Genomic DNA, 17,371 nt, shown 5'->3' with positions numbered 1-17,371 from the left:
CCTTCGGAGGGCTGATTGATTCTTGATGCGCAGCCCTGATGCCGTCGCGAAGCGCTTGCTGCCAGGTGCCGCGCGACGTTGCGTTCAGCCTGCCTTCACGAGTTTGAGCGTTTCTTCGAGCGAAGCCGGATCGAAAATCGAAGCACCAACCAGGTTGCCGTCGATGCGCTTGGTCAGGCCCGCAAGGACCTTGCCCGGACCGCATTCGATCACATGCGTGACGCCTTGCGCCGACATGGCCTGCACGCTTTCGACCCAACGCACCGCGCCGGCCGCCTGGCGTACCAATGCGTCCTTGATCCCGGCCGGCTCGTTGACCACGGCGACGTCGACGTTGTTGATCACCGGAATCGCCGGCACCTGCACGTCGACACTTGCCAGATACTCACGGAGCTGATCCGAGGCCGGCTTGAGCAGCGACGAGTGAAACGGCGCCGAGACCGGCAGCGGCAACGCACGCTTCGCGCCCTTCGCCTTGGCGACTTCGCAAGCCTTTTCGACCGCGGCTTTATGGCCCGCGATCACAACCTGCGCCGGCGCATTGAAATTCACCGCTTCGACGACGCCCGCGACCGACGCTTCGGCACACACCGCGCGCACCGTGTCGTCGTCGAGACCGAGAATCGCGGCCATGCCGCCTTCACCGACCGGCACGGCCGTTTGCATGGCTTGCGCGCGAAAACGCACGAGCGGCACGGCATCGCGAAACGCGATCGCGCCCGCCGCGACCAGCGCCGTGTATTCGCCGAGGCTGTGGCCCGCGACGAGCGCCGGCTTCGGGCCGCCAGCCTGCAGCCAAGCGCGATACATCGCGTAAGCGGCGGTCAGCATGACCGGCTGGGTGTTGGTGGTGAGGTTCAGATCTTCGGTGGGGCCTTCGGCGATCAGCTTGCCGAGGTCCTGATTAAGCGCATCGGAGGCTTCCTGAACCGTTTCACGCACGACCGCGTGATCGGCGAATGCGTTGAGCATGCCGACCGACTGCGAACCTTGCCCAGGAAAAACGAACGCAAATTTCATATCGTCCCCAAAATCGATTTAGTCAGATGTGGGTGGCGCGCCCAGTTGACGGCGAGCGCGCTCAAGCGTAGTCGAGCGCCGCGAAGCGCGCTCGCCATAACGTCGCCGCTATCAGTAGCGGATAACCGACGCGCCCCACGTGAAGCCGCCGCCGACACCTTCGATCAGCACGTTCTGGCCGCGCTTGATGCGGCCGTCGCGCACCGCGACGTCGAATGCGAGCGGAATGGACGCAGCCGACGTGTTGCCGTGCTCGCCCACCGTGACGACCATGCGTTCCTGCGGCAAGCCGAGCTTGCGGCAGGTGCTTTGCATGATGCGGATATTCGCCTGATGCGGAATCAGCCAGTCGACCTGTTCAGCCGACAGATTGGCTTTCTCGAGCGCTTCGACCGCGACCTTTTCGAGCACGTTGACGGCGAGCTTGAACACGGCCTGGCCGTCCATATGCAGGAACGCGCTACCGGCCACCACACCGCCATTCACGTTGCCCGGCGTGCAGAGAATGTTCGAATGGCTGCCATCCGCGTGCAACGCGCTTGCCAGCACGCCCGGTTCTTCGGACGCCTGCAGGATCACCGCGCCTGCGCCGTCGCCGAACAGTACGCACGTGGTGCGGTCGTTGAAGTCGAGAATGCGTGAGAAGGTTTCCGCACCGATCACGAGCGCCGTGCGATGCTGACCGCTGCGAATGAAGCTGTCCGCCGTGGCGACCGCATAAGCAAACCCGGAACAGACGGCCTGCACGTCGAATGCCGCGCCGTGATTCTTGATGCCGAGCTTGTTTTGCAACAGGCACGCCGTGCTCGGGAACACGAAGTCCGGCGTGGAGGTGGCGACGATGATCAGATCGATCGACTGCGGGTCGATATCCGCGGCTTCGATCGCGCGTTGCGAAGCGATGAGCGCCAGATCGCTGGTCGTGACATCAGGGTCCGCGAAGTGGCGCGCATGAATGCCCGTGCGGGCGACGATCCACTCGTCGCTCGTCTCGACGCCCTGCTTGGCGAGACGTTCGGCCAGATCCTGATTGGTGACGCGTTGGGATGGCAGATAGCTGCCGGTGCCCAGCACGCGGGAATAAATTGTCGATTGAGCCATTATGCCTTCGAGGATTGCGCAGCGTAGGGCTCGGCGGGCTGGCCTGCGATCGGGCTTGCGTGACCCGCACCGCTCGCGTCGCGCGCCGCCTGTTCGAGAGAACCCGCATTCTCTTCCATCGCTCGCGCAAGGCGTTCCAGCACGCCGTTTTTGACGGCATCATACCCGCGTTTGATAGCCCACTCAAACCCGTAAGCATCTGCCGAACCGTGGCTTTTAATCACCAGCCCGCGCAGGCCGAGCAACGCGGCGCCATTGTATTGCCGATGATCGACGCGTTTCTTGAAGCGCATCAATACCGGCAAGGCGAGCACCGCCATCACTTTGGTGAGCCACGAACGGCCGAACTCTTCCTTGATGATGTTGGACAGCATCTGCGCAAGGCCTTCCGACGTCTTCAGGGCGACATTGCCGACAAAACCGTCGCAAACGATCACGTCGACCGTGCCCTTGAAGATATCGTTACCTTCAACGTTACCGTGAAAGTTAAGTGTACTCGCGCGCAGCAGTTCGCCGGCACGTTTGATGGTGTCGTTGCCCTTGATGACTTCTTCGCCGATGTTCAGCAGGCCGATAGTGGGCCGATCCTTACCCTCGAGCGCGGACACGAGCGCGTGCCCCATCTCCGCGAATTGCAGCAGATGCTGCGGCTCGCAGTCGACGTTGGCGCCCAGGTCGAGCATCATCGTGTAGCCATTGGGATTGGGCAGCGCCGACGCGATGGCCGGGCGTTCGATGCCCGACAGCGTTTTGAGTACATAGCGCGAGACGGCCATCAGCGCGCCGGTGTTGCCGGCGGAAATGCAGGCTTGCGCCTCGCCTTCCTTGACGCGGTTCAGCGCCACGCGCATGGACGAATCTTTTTTCTTGCGCAGCGCGACTTCGACCGGATCGTCCATGGCGACGATCTCGGAAGCGGGTACGACGGTCAGCGCCGGCAGGTCCTGAGCCTTCAACTTTTTCAGCTGCGCACGAATCGCACTTTCAATGCCGACGAGCAGCAATTGCGCGTCGGGATGCGAACGAACGAAGTTGACGGCAGCGGGAACGGTCACGGACGGGCCGTGGTCGCCTCCCATGCAATCTATCGTGAGCTTTACTGTCATGGAGTGCGACGAATTTCAGACGCCCTGCATGGGATCATAGCAAGCGCCAAAGCGCCAACTGCGATCGACATAAAAAAGCGGCAATTGAATGCCGCCTTTTTGCCGAGCCGGGAAAATGTCAAGCGAGCCGATCGCCACGCGAAACGCCACAGGGCGACACGCAGTGAAACGCGCAGTGAAACGATTAATCGTTCTTCGTCTTGACGACTTTCTTGCCGCGATAGTAGCCGTTCGGGCTAACGTGGTGACGCAGATGCACTTCGCCCGTGCTCGGTTCCACGGCCAGCGGCGCTGCCGTCAGGAAATCGTGCGAACGGTGCATGCCGCGCTTCGACGGCGACTTCTTATTTTGTTGAACTGCCATGACTAACTCCTAAAAATTTTCCGAATTCTAACACAGCCCGATCCGGTCTCCGCCACTGGCCGAATGGCCAATGCGCCCGCATCGCGCTCCCATGCAACTGTTCAGTGCTTCTTGTCGTCCGGCTCACCGCGCTTCAGACTCTGGAGCGCCGCAAACGGATTGGGCCGTTCGGGCTCGCCGCCCTCGCCAGCTTCGTCTAGTGCGCCCTCGTCGCCCTCGCCTTCGGCACCGGCCACACCAGAGACTAGACTCTCGTGCACTTCGGGGCAGACCTCGTGCTTGGGCACGAGCGGTAAGGAAAGCAGCAACTCTTCTTCGATCAAGTCGATGAGATCGAAATGGTTCGAACCCACGATCACTTCGACTTCATCCTCGTCGAGCGGAAACTCTTCGGCTTCCGCCTCAGTGTTGACGATCCGGTAAGTCGCATCGACGTTGAATGCCTGCAAATACGGTGTCATGCACCGCTGACATTCGAGCCATGCAGCGCCGTGAATCGCCATCCTCAAATAAGGCTGGGGACCCTCGGTGCCGTCGTCCTGCAATTCCGGCTGCGTCGTGCCTTCGGCTTGCCAGGTGAACGCGGTATCGCGGTCTGGCGCTTCTGCCGGGACTTCGTTTAACATGCGCGGCAGTTGCGAGACGCGCACGACACCCGCGGCCTGACGCCCACTCCGCGCAAATTCGAACAGATCGATATCGTGCGGGTCGGACAGACCTGCAGGGTTGCCAGGATGTTGAGTCATGTGCGCTCCTGCGTCGGCAAAGATTTCGCCGGGTATAAACCGCGAGGTATAACTGATTTGCAAGACAGCCCGCGAGACCCATGTATCGCCTGCAGTTAGCGCCGCAGTTGACACACGCCGAGACCCGCCTAGCGCAAGCATACCGATGAAAAGCCCAAAATCATATCCGTTTTGTCTTTTCGAGTCAAACACTTAAGCCCGTACGCGCGCGAGCTTCGCGCAACCCCGTACGCCTCGCCTCTCTAGCCGTTGATTACCCATGCCAGACTCCCCCAATCGCCCGCCACGCCTGATTCTGGCGTCGAGTTCGCCTTACCGTCGCGAACTGCTCGAACGTCTGCGCGTGCCGTTCGATGTCGTCGTGCCCGCGATCGACGAGACGCCGCTCGCCGGCGAAACGCCCGAAGTCACCGCGCTGCGGCTCGCGCAAGCCAAAGCTCGCGCGGTAGCCGGCGGACTCGGCGTCGGTGAATCGGCGCTCGTGATCGGCTCCGACCAGGTCGCCACTTACGACGGTCTGCAGATCGGCAAGCCGGGATCGCACGACACGGCGCTCGCCCAGTTGCAGGCGATGCGCGGCCGCGAAGTGCTGTTTCATAGTGCACTGTGTCTGTTCGACAGCCGCTCGGGAAACGTACAAGCGGTCGACGTGATTACCCGCGTGCATTTCCGAGATCTTCCGGACTCGACGCTGGAAGCCTACCTGCTAGCCGAAACGCCGTACGACGTTGCGGGTAGCGCCAAATCCGAAGGGCTCGGCATCGCCTTGCTCGAGGCCATCCATTCCGACGACCCGACCGCGCTCGTCGGCCTGCCGTTGATCGCGCTGTCGCGCATGCTGCTCGCGGTGGGTTATCCACTATTGGGGGCTCAATGAGCGGCACGCTCTATCTGATTCCGAACACGCTGGGCGAAGGCGACGCCGAGGCGCTCGACGCCGTTCTGCCCGCGCCGGTACGCGCCCGCGCCGCCTCGCTTCACTATTACATTGGCGAAAACGCGAAAACCACGCGCGCTTTCCTCAAGAAGGTCGGCACGGAACGGCCGATCCAGGAAATCGAGATCCGCGAACTGAATGTGAACACGCCGGCCGGCGAGATCGACAAGCTGCTCGCGCCGCTTCTCGGCGGCACGGACGCGGGTCTGGTTTCCGAAGCGGGCTGCCCGGCGGTCGCCGACCCCGGCGCGCTGCTGGTGCGCCGCGCGCACGAGCGCGGCGTGAAGGTCGTGCCGTTTGTCGGCCCGAGTTCGATTCTGTTGGCGTTGATGGCTTCCGGGCTCAACGGGCAGAGCTTTGCGTTCCACGGCTATCTGCCGGTCGACGCCGCGGAGCGCGCCAAGCGTCTGCGAGACCTGGAGCAACTGTCGCGCAAAAGCAAGCAAACGCAGATCTTTATCGAAACGCCCTATCGGAATCGCGCGTTGCTCGAAACGCTGCTGGCGACGTGCGCGCCGTCCACGCTCGTTTGCGTAGCGGTCGATCTGACGCTGGAAACGGAGACTATCGCCAGCCGCACCGTGGCTGACTGGAAGAAAAAGCCGGCGATCGATCTGCACAAACGACCGGCTATTTTCCTGATCCTGGCCGTTTGACCCAAGCCGCATAGAAAAACCAAGCGGAAAACAAAAAGCCCCGCGCGGTCATCGAATTCCGATCACGCGGGGCTTTTTCAATACCGACAGCAGATCAACGCAGATTCATCTTCCCACCGAGCGCCATGGCGTGAACCGCGCCACTGCCGACCGCCGCGCCGAATTTGCGCGCAACGCGGTCCGTAATGCTTTCTTTCACCGTGTAATCGACGATATCCGGCGCCTTGAACAGATCGCGCGCCACGTAATCCGCGTCGCCGAAACCGTCGGCAAGGCCGAGTTCGACGCTCTTCTGGCCCGTCCAGAAAAGGCCCGAGAACATGTCCGGCGTTTCATGCAGACGCTTGCCGCGCCCTTGGCGTACCGCGTCGATGAACTGCGCGTGGATCTGATCGAGCATATCCTGGGCATGTTCGTCCATCTTCGGCGTTTCCGGCGAGAACGGATCGAAAAATCCCTTGTTCTCGCCCGATGTGTGCAGACGCCGCTGGATCCCGAGCTTATCCATCAAGCCGGTAAAACCGAAGCTATCCATCAACACGCCGATCGAACCGACGATGCTCGCCTTATCGACATAAATCTTGTCAGCCGCCGCGGCCGCGTAATAGCCGCCGGACGCGCACATGTCGCCGACGACCACATACAGGGGAATCGACGGATATTTGGCGCGCAAGCGGCGAATTTCGCTATAGATGATGCCCGCCTGCACCGGACTGCCGCCCGGGCTATTGCAGCGCAGGATCACGCCGGCGGTGCCCGCGTCGTCGAACGCGCTTTGCAGGGCCGCGTTGACATCTTCCGCGTTCGCGTTCGTATCCGCCGATATCTCGCCGTCAAGCGTCACCATGGCCGTGTGACGGCCTGTGGCGACAACCTTGTCGCCGGAGAAGTCGATGGCAGCCCAAATTGCCAGCAACACTACGATCAGAAAAACGAAGCGGAAAAAGATCCTCCATCGCCGCGCCGCGCGCTGCTCGTTGATCGCCGCGAGCGCGATACGCTCGAGCGCGGCGCGTTCCCAGCCCGGCTCATCGGCAGGCGTGCGGGGGCGGCCTGTCAGGGACGGTTCCTTCGGCTCGGGAGTCAAATTGTCGGACATGCGGTGCAGTGGAAAGGTCGAAAGGGAGAAAAATCAGAGTGTGGCCGGACGAAGTTCGCCGTCGGGCAGCCAGAACACGGCGCGGCCTTCCGGCGTATCGCGCTCGTCCACCTGAACTGGCCGCAATCGGCCGCCGCGGCACGGACCACCGACGCATTTGCCCGTATCCGGCGCGTAAATCGCGCCATGTGTAGCGCACATCAAGTATAAACCGGACGATTCGAAGAACTGCCCTTCGGCCCAATCCAGCTCCATCGGCACGTGGGCGCAGCGGTTCAGGTAGCCGTATGCGCGGCCGTCATAGCGAACAAAAAATACGACCACGTCGCCGCCACCGAGCTTCGCCGCGTGGCGCACGCCCGCGCCGCCGTCGACCAGTTCGTCCGATGCGCAGACGCGAACCGCCTCTGCCGGCGCTTGCGTGGCAGCGGTGCTCATGCGTTCTCTCGCAGCCAGCCGGACAGCACACTAACGCTCGACGCAACGAATTTCGGCGACAACGCGCTCAACGAATCCGCAGGATGCGCCCCATATGTGACGCCAATGCCCGCGACGCCCGCATTGATCGCCATTTGCAGATCGTGCGTCGTGTCGCCGACCATCACTGTACGTGCGTTGTCCTGCCCCAGTTCGCGCGTCAATTCGTGCAACATCGCCGGGTGCGGCTTCGAGAACGTCTCGTCGGCGCAGCGGGTGCCGTCGAACAGGCTCGTCAGGCGCGACTGATCCAAAGCTCGATTCAGCCCGACGCGGCTCTTGCCCGTCGCCACGGCCAGCAGATAGCCCTGATCGCGCAGTTCCTGCAGCATTTCGCGCACACCGACGAACAGCTCGGTGGTCTGATCCTTCACCAGATAATGGAAGCGATAGCGCTCGGCCAGTCGCGGATAGTCCGAAGGATCGAGCGTGGGCGCGGCAATCTGCAGCGCGTCGCGCAACCCGAGGCCGATCACATAACTGGCCGCCTCGTCCGCGGGAACCGGCAAACCGAGATCGCGGCACGCCGACTGGATGCTACGCGTGATGTGCGCGGTCGAATCCATCAGCGTCCCGTCCCAGTCGAAGACGATCAGATCAAATTGCTCTCTAGCCATGCGGTGTCGTCTCCGGGTGTGACCCATTTCGTAATTCGTTGAGCTGTGCGATGAAGCTGCGGCATTCGGCCGGCAACGGCGCCTCGAACTGCAGCGGCGCGCCGGTTGCCGGGTGCGTGAGCTTCAGCCGGTAAGCGTGCAGGAACATGCGCTTCAGGCCAGGCTTGGCGTTGGCGCGCGCCAACGCCTTGTTCAGCGCGAAGTCGCCGTATTTGGCGTCGCCGACGATCGGCAGTTCCAGATGCTGCAAGTGGACGCGAATCTGATGCGTGCGGCCCGTCTTCAGTTCCGCCTCGAGCAGCGCGTACTCCGGCCAGCGGTCGATCAGATTGAACACCGTGTGCGACGCGAGTCCGTCCGGCTGAACGCGCACACGACGCTCGCCGTCGGCCGTCAAATACTTGTGCAGCGGCTCCTTGACCGCGCGGCGGCGGCCCCAGTCGCTCGCCCAGTCGCCGTGAACGCAAGCATAGTAGCGCTTATCCATCTTGTTCTCGCGAATCTGCTCGTGCAGATTGACGAGCGCCGAGCGCTTCTTGGCGAGCATCAAAATGCCGGACGTCTCACGATCCAGCCGATGCACCAATTCGAGGAATTTCGCCTGCGGACGCGCCTCGCGCATCTGCTCGATCACGCCGAACGCGACGCCGCTGCCGCCGTGCACCGCCACGCCGGCCGGTTTGTCGATCACGAGCATGTGCTCGTCTTCAAAAATAATCTTGAAATGGGCGGCCGGCACCGGCGTCTGGGCGGCTGCTTCGTTCTGTTGAGCGACGCGAATGGGCGGCACGCGCACCAGATCGCCGAGTTCGAGACGGTACTGCGCGTCTATCCGGCCCTTATTCACACGCACTTCCCCGCTGCGCAGGATGCGATAAATATGGCTTTTCGGCACGCCTTTACAGACGCGTAACAAGAAGTTGTCGATGCGCTGTCCGGCCGCACTGTCGTCGATCTCGATCATCGAGACCTGGTCGCTTGCGACCGATTTCTGGGATATTTTGCCTAACTCTTTCATTCTGAATATAATTTGCCCAGCAGTCTGCGGCGGCCGGCGCAGTGTCCGGAATTCGGGCGGATTGCGCAGGTGCAAGCGATAAACCGTTATTTTACTTGCGCCGGGGTCTGGTTGCTCACCCTGAAAATGAGATGCAACAAGTTGCACGCACGAAGTCAGTGCCCGGCAGGGACGGCGCCCACAGGCGCGTTCGGTCAAGGTCGGCTTCGACGGTAACGGAATTTTGGTAAAAAAGAATTTAACTTTCAGCTTCGGTATCGGGCGGTCTGACGCCCTGCTGTACGAAGCTGCGAGTTGCGAAAATACGGCGTGCGCCCGAGGCGTCTTGTAGAAAGTACAAGACATGGCGACGTCAAAATGAGGCGAGACACCCCCAGCAGGAAAAGACGCGCCGACTGCGCGAACTTCCCGCTGCGGCACGACCGCAGCCTTCGACCCTCCGGTCACGCGTCCAGTTGGCGCACCGGCGCGAGTGGACGAAGGCTTATGAAGGTCGGCCGGCATAACCCGCGGCGTGTCGGGTCGTTATTTGAAGCCGTGTTCGCATGTGCCCTGCGGCACCGTGCCCATTGTTTAATGGGGCCGGGCCCTCTCAGGCAATTCTCCCACCAGCTTTCCCGCTCCAGCGTGCTTGTGAAAACACAATAAGGCGCGGCATGCCGCTGCCCGCTTCGCTCTCGCGACTGACAACCGCGCAGTGAAGGGGCAGGCTAAGCCGCTCTGGAGCCGTTCAATGAAACGAATGTTGTTCAACGCGACGCAGCAGGAAGAACTGCGCGTTGCCATCGTCGATGGGCAAAAACTCATCGATATCGACATCGAAACCGCCGGGCGCGAACAGCGCAAAGGCAATATTTACAAGGGCATCATTACTCGCATCGAGCCGTCGCTCGAAGCCTGCTTCGTCAACTACGGCGAAGACCGCCACGGCTTCCTGCCGTTCAAGGAAGTCGCCCGCCAGTACTTCCGCGACGGCGTCGACATGCGCTCCGCGCGCATCCAGGACGCGCTGCGCGAAGGCCAGGAACTGATCGTTCAGGTCGAAAAAGAAGAACGCGGCAACAAGGGCGCGGCCCTTACTACGTTCATCTCGCTCGCCGGCCGCTATCTGGTTCTGATGCCGAACAACCCGCGCGGCGGCGGCGTGTCGCGCCGGATCGAAGGCGACGACCGTCAGGAACTGCGCGAAACCATGGCGCAGCTGCAATTGCCGGAAGGCATGAGCATCATCGCGCGCACGGCCGGCATTGGCCGCAGCGCCGAAGAACTGCAGTGGGACCTCAACTACCTGATGCAACTGTGGCGCGCCATCGAAGCCGCGTCGCAAAGCGGCTCGAGCGGCCAGCCGATGCTGATCTATCTCGAATCGAGCCTCGTCATCCGCGCGATTCGCGACTATTTCCAGCCGGACATCGGCGAAATTCTGATCGACACCACCGAAATTCATGACCAGGCACGCGCCTTCATGGATATCGTGATGCCGGATAATGTCAGCAAGGTGAAGCGGTATCACGACGACGTACCGCTCTTCTCGCGTTTCCAGATCGAACACCAGATCGAAACGGCGTACTCGCGCACGGTGCCGCTGCCTTCGGGCGGCGCAATCGTGATCGACCACACTGAAGCGCTGGTTGCGATCGACGTGAACTCGGCACGCGCCACCAAGGGCGCCGACATCGAGGAAACGGCCGCGCGCACCAACCTCGAAGCCGCCGACGAAGTCGCCCGCCAGTTGCGCCTGCGTGACCTGGGCGGCCTGATCGTGATCGACTTCATCGACATGGAATCGGCCAAGAGCCAGCGCGAAGTCGAACAGCGCCTGAAAGATGCGCTCAAGCACGACCGTGCGCGCGTCCAGATGGGCAAGATCTCGCGCTTCGGCCTGATGGAACTGTCGCGTCAGCGTCTGCGTCCGGCTTTGTCGGAAGGCAGCCACGTGACCTGCCCGCGCTGTAACGGCACGGGTCACATCCGCGATACCGAATCGTCCGCGCTGCAAGTGCTGCGGATCATTCAGGAAGAAGCGATGAAGGAAAACACCGCGGCAATTCATTGCCAGGTGCCGGTCGAAGTGACCGCCTTCCTGTTGAACGAAAAGCGCGCCGAGATCAACAAGATCGAATCGCGTTTCAAGGTCAATGTCGTTCTGATCCCGAACAAGCACCTCGACACGCCGCATTACAAGCTCGAACGTCTGCGTCACGACGACGCGCGCCTCGACGAGCCGCGTGCTTCGTGGAAGATGGCCGAGGAAGCAGCCCGCGAACTGGAATCGGAAACCGGCTACAGCAAGCGTGCCGAGGAAGTGAAGCCGAAGCAGGAAGCCGCGGTCAAGGGCATCACGCCTGAAAAGCCGGCGCCGAGCGCACCGGTTCGCCCGGTCGTCACCCCGGCTCCGGTAGCGGTCACGCCGGCGAGCGGTGGCTTCATCGGCTGGTTGAAGAATCTGTTCGGCATGCAGCCGGCCGCTCCGGCGCCTGCCGCGCCGGCCACGACCGAAAAGCAGACGCGTCCGCAACGCGGCGAACGCACGGAGCGCGGTGAGCGCACCGGCGAACGCGGCGGCGATCGCAACCGTAATCGCCGTAGCGGCACGGGCACTCGCGATGCAGCGGGCCGCGGCGAAGGCACGACCGGCGGCCGTCAAGCCCAAGGCCAGCAACCGTCGCAACGCCGCGAGGAACGCGAGCCGCGTGAAGGCCGTGAGGTGCGTGAAGCACGCGAAGGCCGCGAGCCGCGCGAAGCACGTGAGGCGCGCGAACCGCGTGGCACTCGCGAGCCGCGTGAAGCACGCGAAGGCCGTGAACCGCGCGAGGCCCGTGAGCCGCGCGAGGGTCGCGAAACCCGTGACCGCGACAATCGCGGTGCCGAGCGCGCGGAAACGGCGGAGGCCACACCGCGTGGCGAACGTCAGGAACGCGGCGAGCGCCGTGAACGTGGTGATCGTTCGGAACGTGGCGAACGCCGCAAGCCGCAAGCAGAAACCGCGGATGCATTGACGCAAAGCGAAGCGCAAACGGCGGAAGAACTGGCGCAAAACCAGACCGCTTTGGGCGAAAACGGCGCGCCGATCGATCAGGAAGCGGTGGCGCGTGAAGGTGAAGAGCGCCGTCGTCGTCGTCGCGGCCGTCGTGGTGGCCGTCGTGAGCGTGAAGAGGACGTGAACGGCAACCTGGCAGCGGACGTCGCGGAAGCCGAAGGCGACAACGCGAGCGCAACCGACGAAGCGCCGGTGCGCACGGCGCATCAGCCGGTCGAGCGTAAGCCGGAAGTCGCCGAGGCGAAGGACGTGACGCCGGTGGAAGTGGTCGTCGCTGCTGTCGCGACTGAAACCGCCGTGGTGACCGAACTGCACGCCGCAACCGAAACACCGGCACTGGCCGTCGAAAAGGCTGCAAAGACGGAAACGGTGATACCGGTCGCAGAAGCGCCGGTTGCGCCGGCAGCCGTCGAACCGGTCGCCGAAACGCCGGTGACGCAAGCCGCTGTCGAGCCGGTCGAAGCAGCGCAAGCCGCGCCGGCCGCTAGCGAAACGGTTTCGCTGGTTGAACCGGTCGCACGTGTTGAGGCCCCGGCTCAAGCGCAGGTCGAGGCACCGGCAGTTGCGCCTGTTGTCGAAGCGCAAGCCGCTGCGCCAGCTCCGGTCGAAACCGTGGCTCCGGCTACGGTGGTCGAAGCGCCGGCCGTTCAGCCTGCACCGCAAGCTGAGATCGTCGAACCGCAGCCGGTCGTGGCAGCGGTGGCACCGGCAGCCGAGCCGGCAGCGATCGAACCGGCGCCTGTCGCCGTTGCGCCGCAAGCACCGCAACAAGCGCCCCGTCATAGCGGCGTGTCGGCGGAAGCCCTGAAGCCGGTACTGGAACAAGCCGGTCTCGTCTGGGTGAATACCGACGCCGACAAGCTGCGCGCGGCTCAGGAAGCTGCTGCGCAGACCGTCAAGCCGGCTCGCGTGGTGCGCGAACGCAAACCGCTGCCGCCTGCGGACAGCGCGCCGATGCAACAGGTGGAAACAGGCCGGCACCCGCAGTAAGCCGCCCTGCCGCACTCGAAAAGCCCGCCCTCACCGGCGGGCTTTTTGTTTTTATGGGCCGTGCTCCAGCCCAAACTCGCAGCGCTATGCCACTCCCCGTATACCCCGACATGGCCAGGGGTGCCGCTGCCCCCGGAAGCATTTCCGATAGAATGAATATCTAGCTTTAATTTCAAGCACTAACCGACGCAATTCATCGAAGCAATTCATGTCCCGACGCATCATCCCTGTTGCCGATCTCAGTGCCGTGCCGGTCATCGCCGGCCCCGTGCAGACGCCCAGCGGCGCGCTGCACGACACGCTTGCCCGCCCGCTGCGCGACCTGCGCATTTCGGTCACGGATCGCTGCAATTTCCGGTGCGTGTACTGCATGCCTCGCGCGGTGTTCGACAAGGACTACACGTTTTTGCCGCACAGCGCCTTGCTGAGCTTCGAGGAAATCGAACGGCTGGCGCGGCTGTTCGTCGCACATGGCGTCGAAAAAATCCGTCTGACGGGCGGCGAACCGCTGTTACGCAAAAATCTGGAATTCCTGATCGAACGGCTCGCGCAACTGACCACGCCGGCGGGCCGCCCGCTCGATCTGACGCTGACCACCAACGGCTCGCTGCTGGAACGCAAGGCGCGCAGCCTGAAAGACGCCGGTTTGAGCCGCGTCACGGTGAGTCTCGACGCGCTCGACGACACGCTGTTTCGCCGCATGAACGACGCCGACTTCGCCGTCGGCGACGTGCTGGACGGCATTGCCGCGGCGCACGCGGTGGGCCTCGCGCCGGTCAAGGTCAACATGGTCGTCAAGCGCGGCACCAACGACAGCGAAATCGTGCCGATGGCGCGTCATTTCAAAGGCTCGGGCGCGGTGCTGCGCTTTATCGAATACATGGACGTCGGCACGTCGAACGGCTGGAACATGACTGAAGTGCTGCCGTCCGCCGACGTCGTCACGCGCATCGCCGAGCACTTCTCGCTCGCGCCGCTCGAAGCGCACAGCGCCGCCGAGACAGCGCAGCGCTGGGGTTACGCGGACGGCAGCGGCGAGATCGGCGTGATTTCGAGCGTGACACGCGCGTTTTGCGGCAGTTGCACGCGAGCGCGTCTGTCGACCGAAGGCAAGCTCTACTTGTGCCTGTTCGCGTCGTCGGGTCACGATCTGCGCGCGCTGGTGCGCAACGGAGCGAGCGACGCCGACATCGCCACCGCCATCGCCGAAATCTGGCAGGACCGCGGCGACCGCTATTCGCAATTGCGCGGCAGCGCCTCGGCCGATTCGGGCGCGCGTGATGGCCGCCGCGTCGAAATGTCGTACATCGGCGGCTGAGCGGCGGCGCATGAAGCCGACGCGCGAACACATTACCGGTTTGTTGCTCGCGGGCGGGCGCGGCATGCGCATGGGCGGCGCCGACAAGGGCCTGCAACTGCTGCACGGCGAGCCGCTCGCCGCCCACGTGCTCAAGCGCCTCGCGCCACAAACCGGCACCCTCCTGATCAGCGCCAATCGTCACCCTGAGGCTTACAGCGCACTCGGCGCGCCGTTCGGCGCCACGGTGGTGGCGGACACCCTGGCCGGATTTCCGGGCCCGCTGGCGGGCCTGCTCACCGGGTTGCGCGCAGCCGGCACCGCCTATGTACTCAGTGCACCCTGCGACTCGCCGTGGCTGCCTGACGACCTCGCCGAGCGCCTCGCGCACGCGCTGGACTCGAACGGGGCCGATATCGCCACGGTCACCACCACCGACGCGCACGGCCAAACGTCCCTGCATCCCGTCTTCGCGCTCTTGCGCACGAGTCTCGCGGACGATCTCTCGGCTTTCCTGGCAGCCGGCGAGCGTAAAGTTCGCGCGTGGTACGCGCGCCACAAGACGGTGGAAGTCGTCTTTACCGACGAGCGCGCGTTTTACAATATCAATTCGCTACAAGAACTCGCCGACCTCCAGCGTGATTGAGGCCCCGGTTGAAATCCCGCTCCGGCCGCACGGCAACCGCCGCTCCCGCCTTCGGTCGCGACGCCCAGCCCTTCATGACCACGCTTAACGAATTTTCCCGCTGCGTCGCGCAGTACGATCCTCACGCGCTACCTGTGCCGGCCGCTCAGGCGATTGTTCGTCAGTGGGCCGCGCCGGTCACGGCCGTTGAACGCGTGGCCTTGCGCGACGCGCTCGACCGCGTGCTCGCGGCCGATATCGTGTCGCCGATCGACGTCCCTTCGCACGACAACTCCGCCATGGACGGCTACGCGTTCAACCGCGCGGCACTCGCCACCGGCGCGACCACCGTCGAACTGGCGGTCGTCGGCAAGGCGCTGGCCGGGCATCCGTTCGCGGGCCGCGTCGAGGCCACGCAATGCGCGCGTGTCATGACCGGCGCCTGCATGCCGGCCGACTGCGACACGGTCGTGCCGCAGGAACTCGTCGAGCGCGGCGCCGATTCCGTTTCGATCCGCTTCGCGGCCAACGCCGTGGCGGGCGGCGCAAACCGGCGCCTCGCCGGCGAAGACCTCGCGCGCGGTCATGCCGCGCTGCGGGCGGGCCGCATCATGCGCGCGTCGGACCTCGGCTTGCTGGCGTCGCTCGGCATCGGCGAAGTCAATGTCAGGCGGCGTTTGCGCGTCGCCTTCTTCTCGACCGGCGACGAATTGCGCTCGCTCGGCGAACCGCTCGATCCGGGTTGCGTGTACGACAGCAACCGCTACACGCTCTTTGCCATGCTGCGGCGCCTGAACGTCGACACGCTCGACCTCGGCGTGGTGCGCGACGAGCCCGCCGCGATGGAAGCCGCCTTGCGCAGCGCCGCGGCGAGCGCGGACGTGGTGCTGACCTCGGGCGGCGTCTCGGTCGGCGAGGCGGATTTCACCAAGCAACTGCTGCAAACTTTCGGCGACGTCGCGTTCTGGAGTCTCGCCATGCGCCCGGGCCGCCCGCTTGCATTCGGCCGCGTCTGGTCCGGCGAGCGGCCGGGTGTCGGGCTTCCCGCGTTATTCTTCGGGTTGCCGGGCAATCCGGTCGCCGTGATGGTGGCGTTCTATCAGATCGTGCGAGAAGTGCTGCTGCTGATGTCCGGGGCCACACCGCAACCGCTGCCGGTCATTCACGCCATGAGCCGCCGGGCCATCCGCAAACGCGCCGGGCGCACCGAATTCCAGCGCGGCATAGCTGAACAGGATGCGCACGGACAATGGCACGTCACGCCGACCGGATCGCAAAGCTCCGGCGTGCTGAGTTCGATGAGCGAAGCGAATTGCTTCATCGTGCTCGGGCACGATGAAGGCGAGATCGCCGAAGGAGAGCGCGTCGCTATCATGCTGTTCGACGGTCTCATCTGACGGCTGACGCACGGCTGAGGCAACGTACCCGCCGGCGGTGATTTGCAGCTTTACCCATTACCACTACGACACACGGGTTTGACTTACATGAAAAAACAGATCTCGTTCATTGCACCGGGACAGACGGCCAAAGCACTGATCCTTGTGTACCTGACGTTTTCGGTGCCGATCGTGCTGCTGGGCGTGCTGGTCGCGTTCGTGCGCTATGGTTCGGTGGAACTGAGCACGGTGTTCAGCGCGCTGCTGCTGAACGCGATTCTCGGTTTCATCCTGCTGTGGATCGCATGTCATGCGTACAACTGGGTGGCGTCGCGCTTCGGCGGCATTGAAATCCAATTGACCGACGCGCCGGAAGAGGCGTAATGCCCGCGACGATCCGCGCCGCCGCGCCCGCGGACACCGGCGCCATCTTTGCGCTGATGTACGAACTCGCGCAATTCGAAAGCCTCACGCATATCTTCGTCGCGACCGAAGACGGCTTGCGCGACGCGCTGTTCGGCGCGCGGCCTTCGATCGAGGCCCTGGTAGCGGAGAATGAAGGACGCATTCGTCGGCTATGCGCTGTTCTTCCACAATTACTCGAGTTTCGTCGGCAAGCGCGGGCTGTATCTCGAAGACGTCTATGTGCAACCCTCGCAACGGGGTAGCGGTCTCGGCACCGCGCTGTTGCAACGCCTCGCCGCATTGGCGGTGGAACGGCAATGCGGGCGGTTCGAATGGACCGTGCTGGATTGGAACCAGCAGGCCATCAGCTTCTATGAAAAGATGGGCGCCTCTGTCATGCCGGATTGGCGCGTGGTGCGTCTGGCGGGTGAGGCGCTTGAACGGCTGGCGGCTGCAAGCGCCTGAATCGGCGCTGCGACCAAACCGCTAGCCCCACT

At 63.6% G+C, this 17,371-nt stretch carries 17 protein-coding genes and 1 pseudogene; 8 read left to right on the top strand and 10 right to left on the bottom strand.

The features are described from left to right. Positions 1-84 precede the first annotated feature (84 nt). The 6 genes from fabD to B0G74_RS02860 all read right to left on the bottom strand — a co-directional run bounded on the left by fabD (position 85) and on the right by B0G74_RS02860 (position 4,337). A complete protein-coding gene (fabD, locus tag B0G74_RS02885) occupies positions 85-1,020 on the bottom strand; it encodes an ACP S-malonyltransferase (RefSeq protein WP_132373572.1) in 936 nt (311 codons plus the stop codon). Between the two features lie 111 nt (positions 1,021-1,131). Beyond that, on the bottom strand, positions 1,132-2,121 hold the full coding sequence (locus B0G74_RS02880) for a beta-ketoacyl-ACP synthase III (RefSeq protein ID WP_132373571.1): 990 nt from the start codon (positions 2,119-2,121) through the stop codon (positions 1,132-1,134). Continuing rightward, the gene (plsX, locus tag B0G74_RS02875) at positions 2,121-3,227 is read right to left on the bottom strand and encodes a phosphate acyltransferase PlsX (protein WP_132373570.1); all 1,107 of its coding nucleotides are present in this window, start codon (positions 3,225-3,227) and stop codon (positions 2,121-2,123) included. Before plsX ends, B0G74_RS02880 begins: the two co-directional genes overlap by 1 nt. A gap of 15 nt (positions 3,228-3,242) precedes the next feature. Further along, positions 3,243-3,365, bottom strand: coding sequence for a hypothetical protein (locus B0G74_RS47410; RefSeq protein ID WP_279388554.1), 123 nt, complete (start codon positions 3,363-3,365; stop codon positions 3,243-3,245). A 46-nt stretch (positions 3,366-3,411) separates the two neighbouring features. Further along, positions 3,412-3,591: a 50S ribosomal protein L32 gene (gene rpmF, locus B0G74_RS02865; RefSeq protein WP_006051932.1), complete on the bottom strand. Its 180-nt coding sequence runs from the start codon at positions 3,589-3,591 to the stop codon at positions 3,412-3,414. Between the two features lie 101 nt (positions 3,592-3,692). Beyond that, positions 3,693-4,337 carry a DUF177 domain-containing protein gene (locus B0G74_RS02860; protein ID WP_132373568.1) on the bottom strand — a complete coding sequence of 215 codons (645 nt, stop codon included), beginning with the start codon at positions 4,335-4,337 and terminating at the stop codon, positions 3,693-3,695. A gap of 259 nt (positions 4,338-4,596) precedes the next feature. On the opposite strand from B0G74_RS02860, the gene B0G74_RS02855 reads away from it, so the two are divergent. Continuing rightward, the gene (locus B0G74_RS02855; RefSeq protein WP_132373567.1) at positions 4,597-5,214 is read left to right on the top strand and encodes a Maf-like protein; all 618 of its coding nucleotides are present in this window, start codon (positions 4,597-4,599) and stop codon (positions 5,212-5,214) included. After that, the gene (locus B0G74_RS02850) at positions 5,211-5,930 is read left to right on the top strand and encodes an SAM-dependent methyltransferase (protein ID WP_132373566.1); all 720 of its coding nucleotides are present in this window, start codon (positions 5,211-5,213) and stop codon (positions 5,928-5,930) included. The genes B0G74_RS02855 and B0G74_RS02850 overlap by 4 nt, the downstream gene beginning before the upstream one ends. Before the next feature lie 94 nt (positions 5,931-6,024). Here the strand turns inward: B0G74_RS02850 and B0G74_RS02845 are convergent, their stop codons facing one another. From B0G74_RS02845 to B0G74_RS02830, 4 genes are read right to left on the bottom strand one after another with little or no spacing between them, the layout of a single operon-like run. Next, positions 6,025-7,029, bottom strand: a complete 1,005-nt coding sequence (locus B0G74_RS02845; protein ID WP_132373565.1) for a S49 family peptidase — start codon at positions 7,027-7,029, stop codon at positions 6,025-6,027. A 33-nt stretch (positions 7,030-7,062) separates the two neighbouring features. Further along, entirely contained in the window at positions 7,063-7,467 is a 405-nt protein-coding gene (locus B0G74_RS02840) for a Rieske 2Fe-2S domain-containing protein (RefSeq protein WP_132373564.1), read from the bottom strand. Further along, a complete protein-coding gene (locus tag B0G74_RS02835; protein WP_106309894.1) occupies positions 7,464-8,123 on the bottom strand; it encodes an HAD-IA family hydrolase in 660 nt (219 codons plus the stop codon). Before B0G74_RS02835 ends, B0G74_RS02840 begins: the two co-directional genes overlap by 4 nt. Then, on the bottom strand, positions 8,116-9,141 hold the full coding sequence (locus tag B0G74_RS02830) for an RluA family pseudouridine synthase (protein ID WP_132373563.1): 1,026 nt from the start codon (positions 9,139-9,141) through the stop codon (positions 8,116-8,118). Before B0G74_RS02830 ends, B0G74_RS02835 begins: the two co-directional genes overlap by 8 nt. 733 nt (positions 9,142-9,874) lie before the next feature. Here B0G74_RS02830 and B0G74_RS02825 point away from each other — a divergent pair. The 6 genes and pseudogenes from B0G74_RS02825 to B0G74_RS02800 all read left to right on the top strand — a co-directional run bounded on the left by B0G74_RS02825 (position 9,875) and on the right by B0G74_RS02800 (position 17,339). Next, the gene (locus B0G74_RS02825; RefSeq protein ID WP_132373562.1) at positions 9,875-13,171 is read left to right on the top strand and encodes an Rne/Rng family ribonuclease; all 3,297 of its coding nucleotides are present in this window, start codon (positions 9,875-9,877) and stop codon (positions 13,169-13,171) included. Between the two features lie 208 nt (positions 13,172-13,379). Then, a complete protein-coding gene (gene moaA, locus B0G74_RS02820; RefSeq protein ID WP_132373561.1) occupies positions 13,380-14,489 on the top strand; it encodes a GTP 3',8-cyclase MoaA in 1,110 nt (369 codons plus the stop codon). A 10-nt stretch (positions 14,490-14,499) separates the two neighbouring features. Then, positions 14,500-15,114, top strand: a complete 615-nt coding sequence (mobA, locus tag B0G74_RS02815) for a molybdenum cofactor guanylyltransferase MobA (RefSeq protein WP_132373560.1) — start codon at positions 14,500-14,502, stop codon at positions 15,112-15,114. 74 nt (positions 15,115-15,188) lie between these two features. Continuing rightward, entirely contained in the window at positions 15,189-16,490 is a 1,302-nt protein-coding gene (glp, locus tag B0G74_RS02810; protein WP_132373559.1) for a gephyrin-like molybdotransferase Glp, read from the top strand. An 87-nt stretch (positions 16,491-16,577) separates the two neighbouring features. Beyond that, positions 16,578-16,853: a hypothetical protein gene (locus B0G74_RS02805; protein WP_006053283.1), complete on the top strand. Its 276-nt coding sequence runs from the start codon at positions 16,578-16,580 to the stop codon at positions 16,851-16,853. Next, positions 16,853-17,339, top strand: a pseudogene (locus B0G74_RS02800) (GNAT family N-acetyltransferase). Before B0G74_RS02805 ends, B0G74_RS02800 begins: the two are co-directional and overlap by 1 nt. Positions 17,340-17,371: the final 32 nt, after the last annotated feature.

It is taken from the genome of Paraburkholderia sp. BL9I2N2 (assembly GCF_004339745.1).
Classification (GTDB): Bacteria; Pseudomonadota; Gammaproteobacteria; order Burkholderiales; family Burkholderiaceae; genus Paraburkholderia.
Note: the sequence above shows the minus strand (reverse complement) of the source record. Positions and strands in the feature narration are given on the sequence as shown.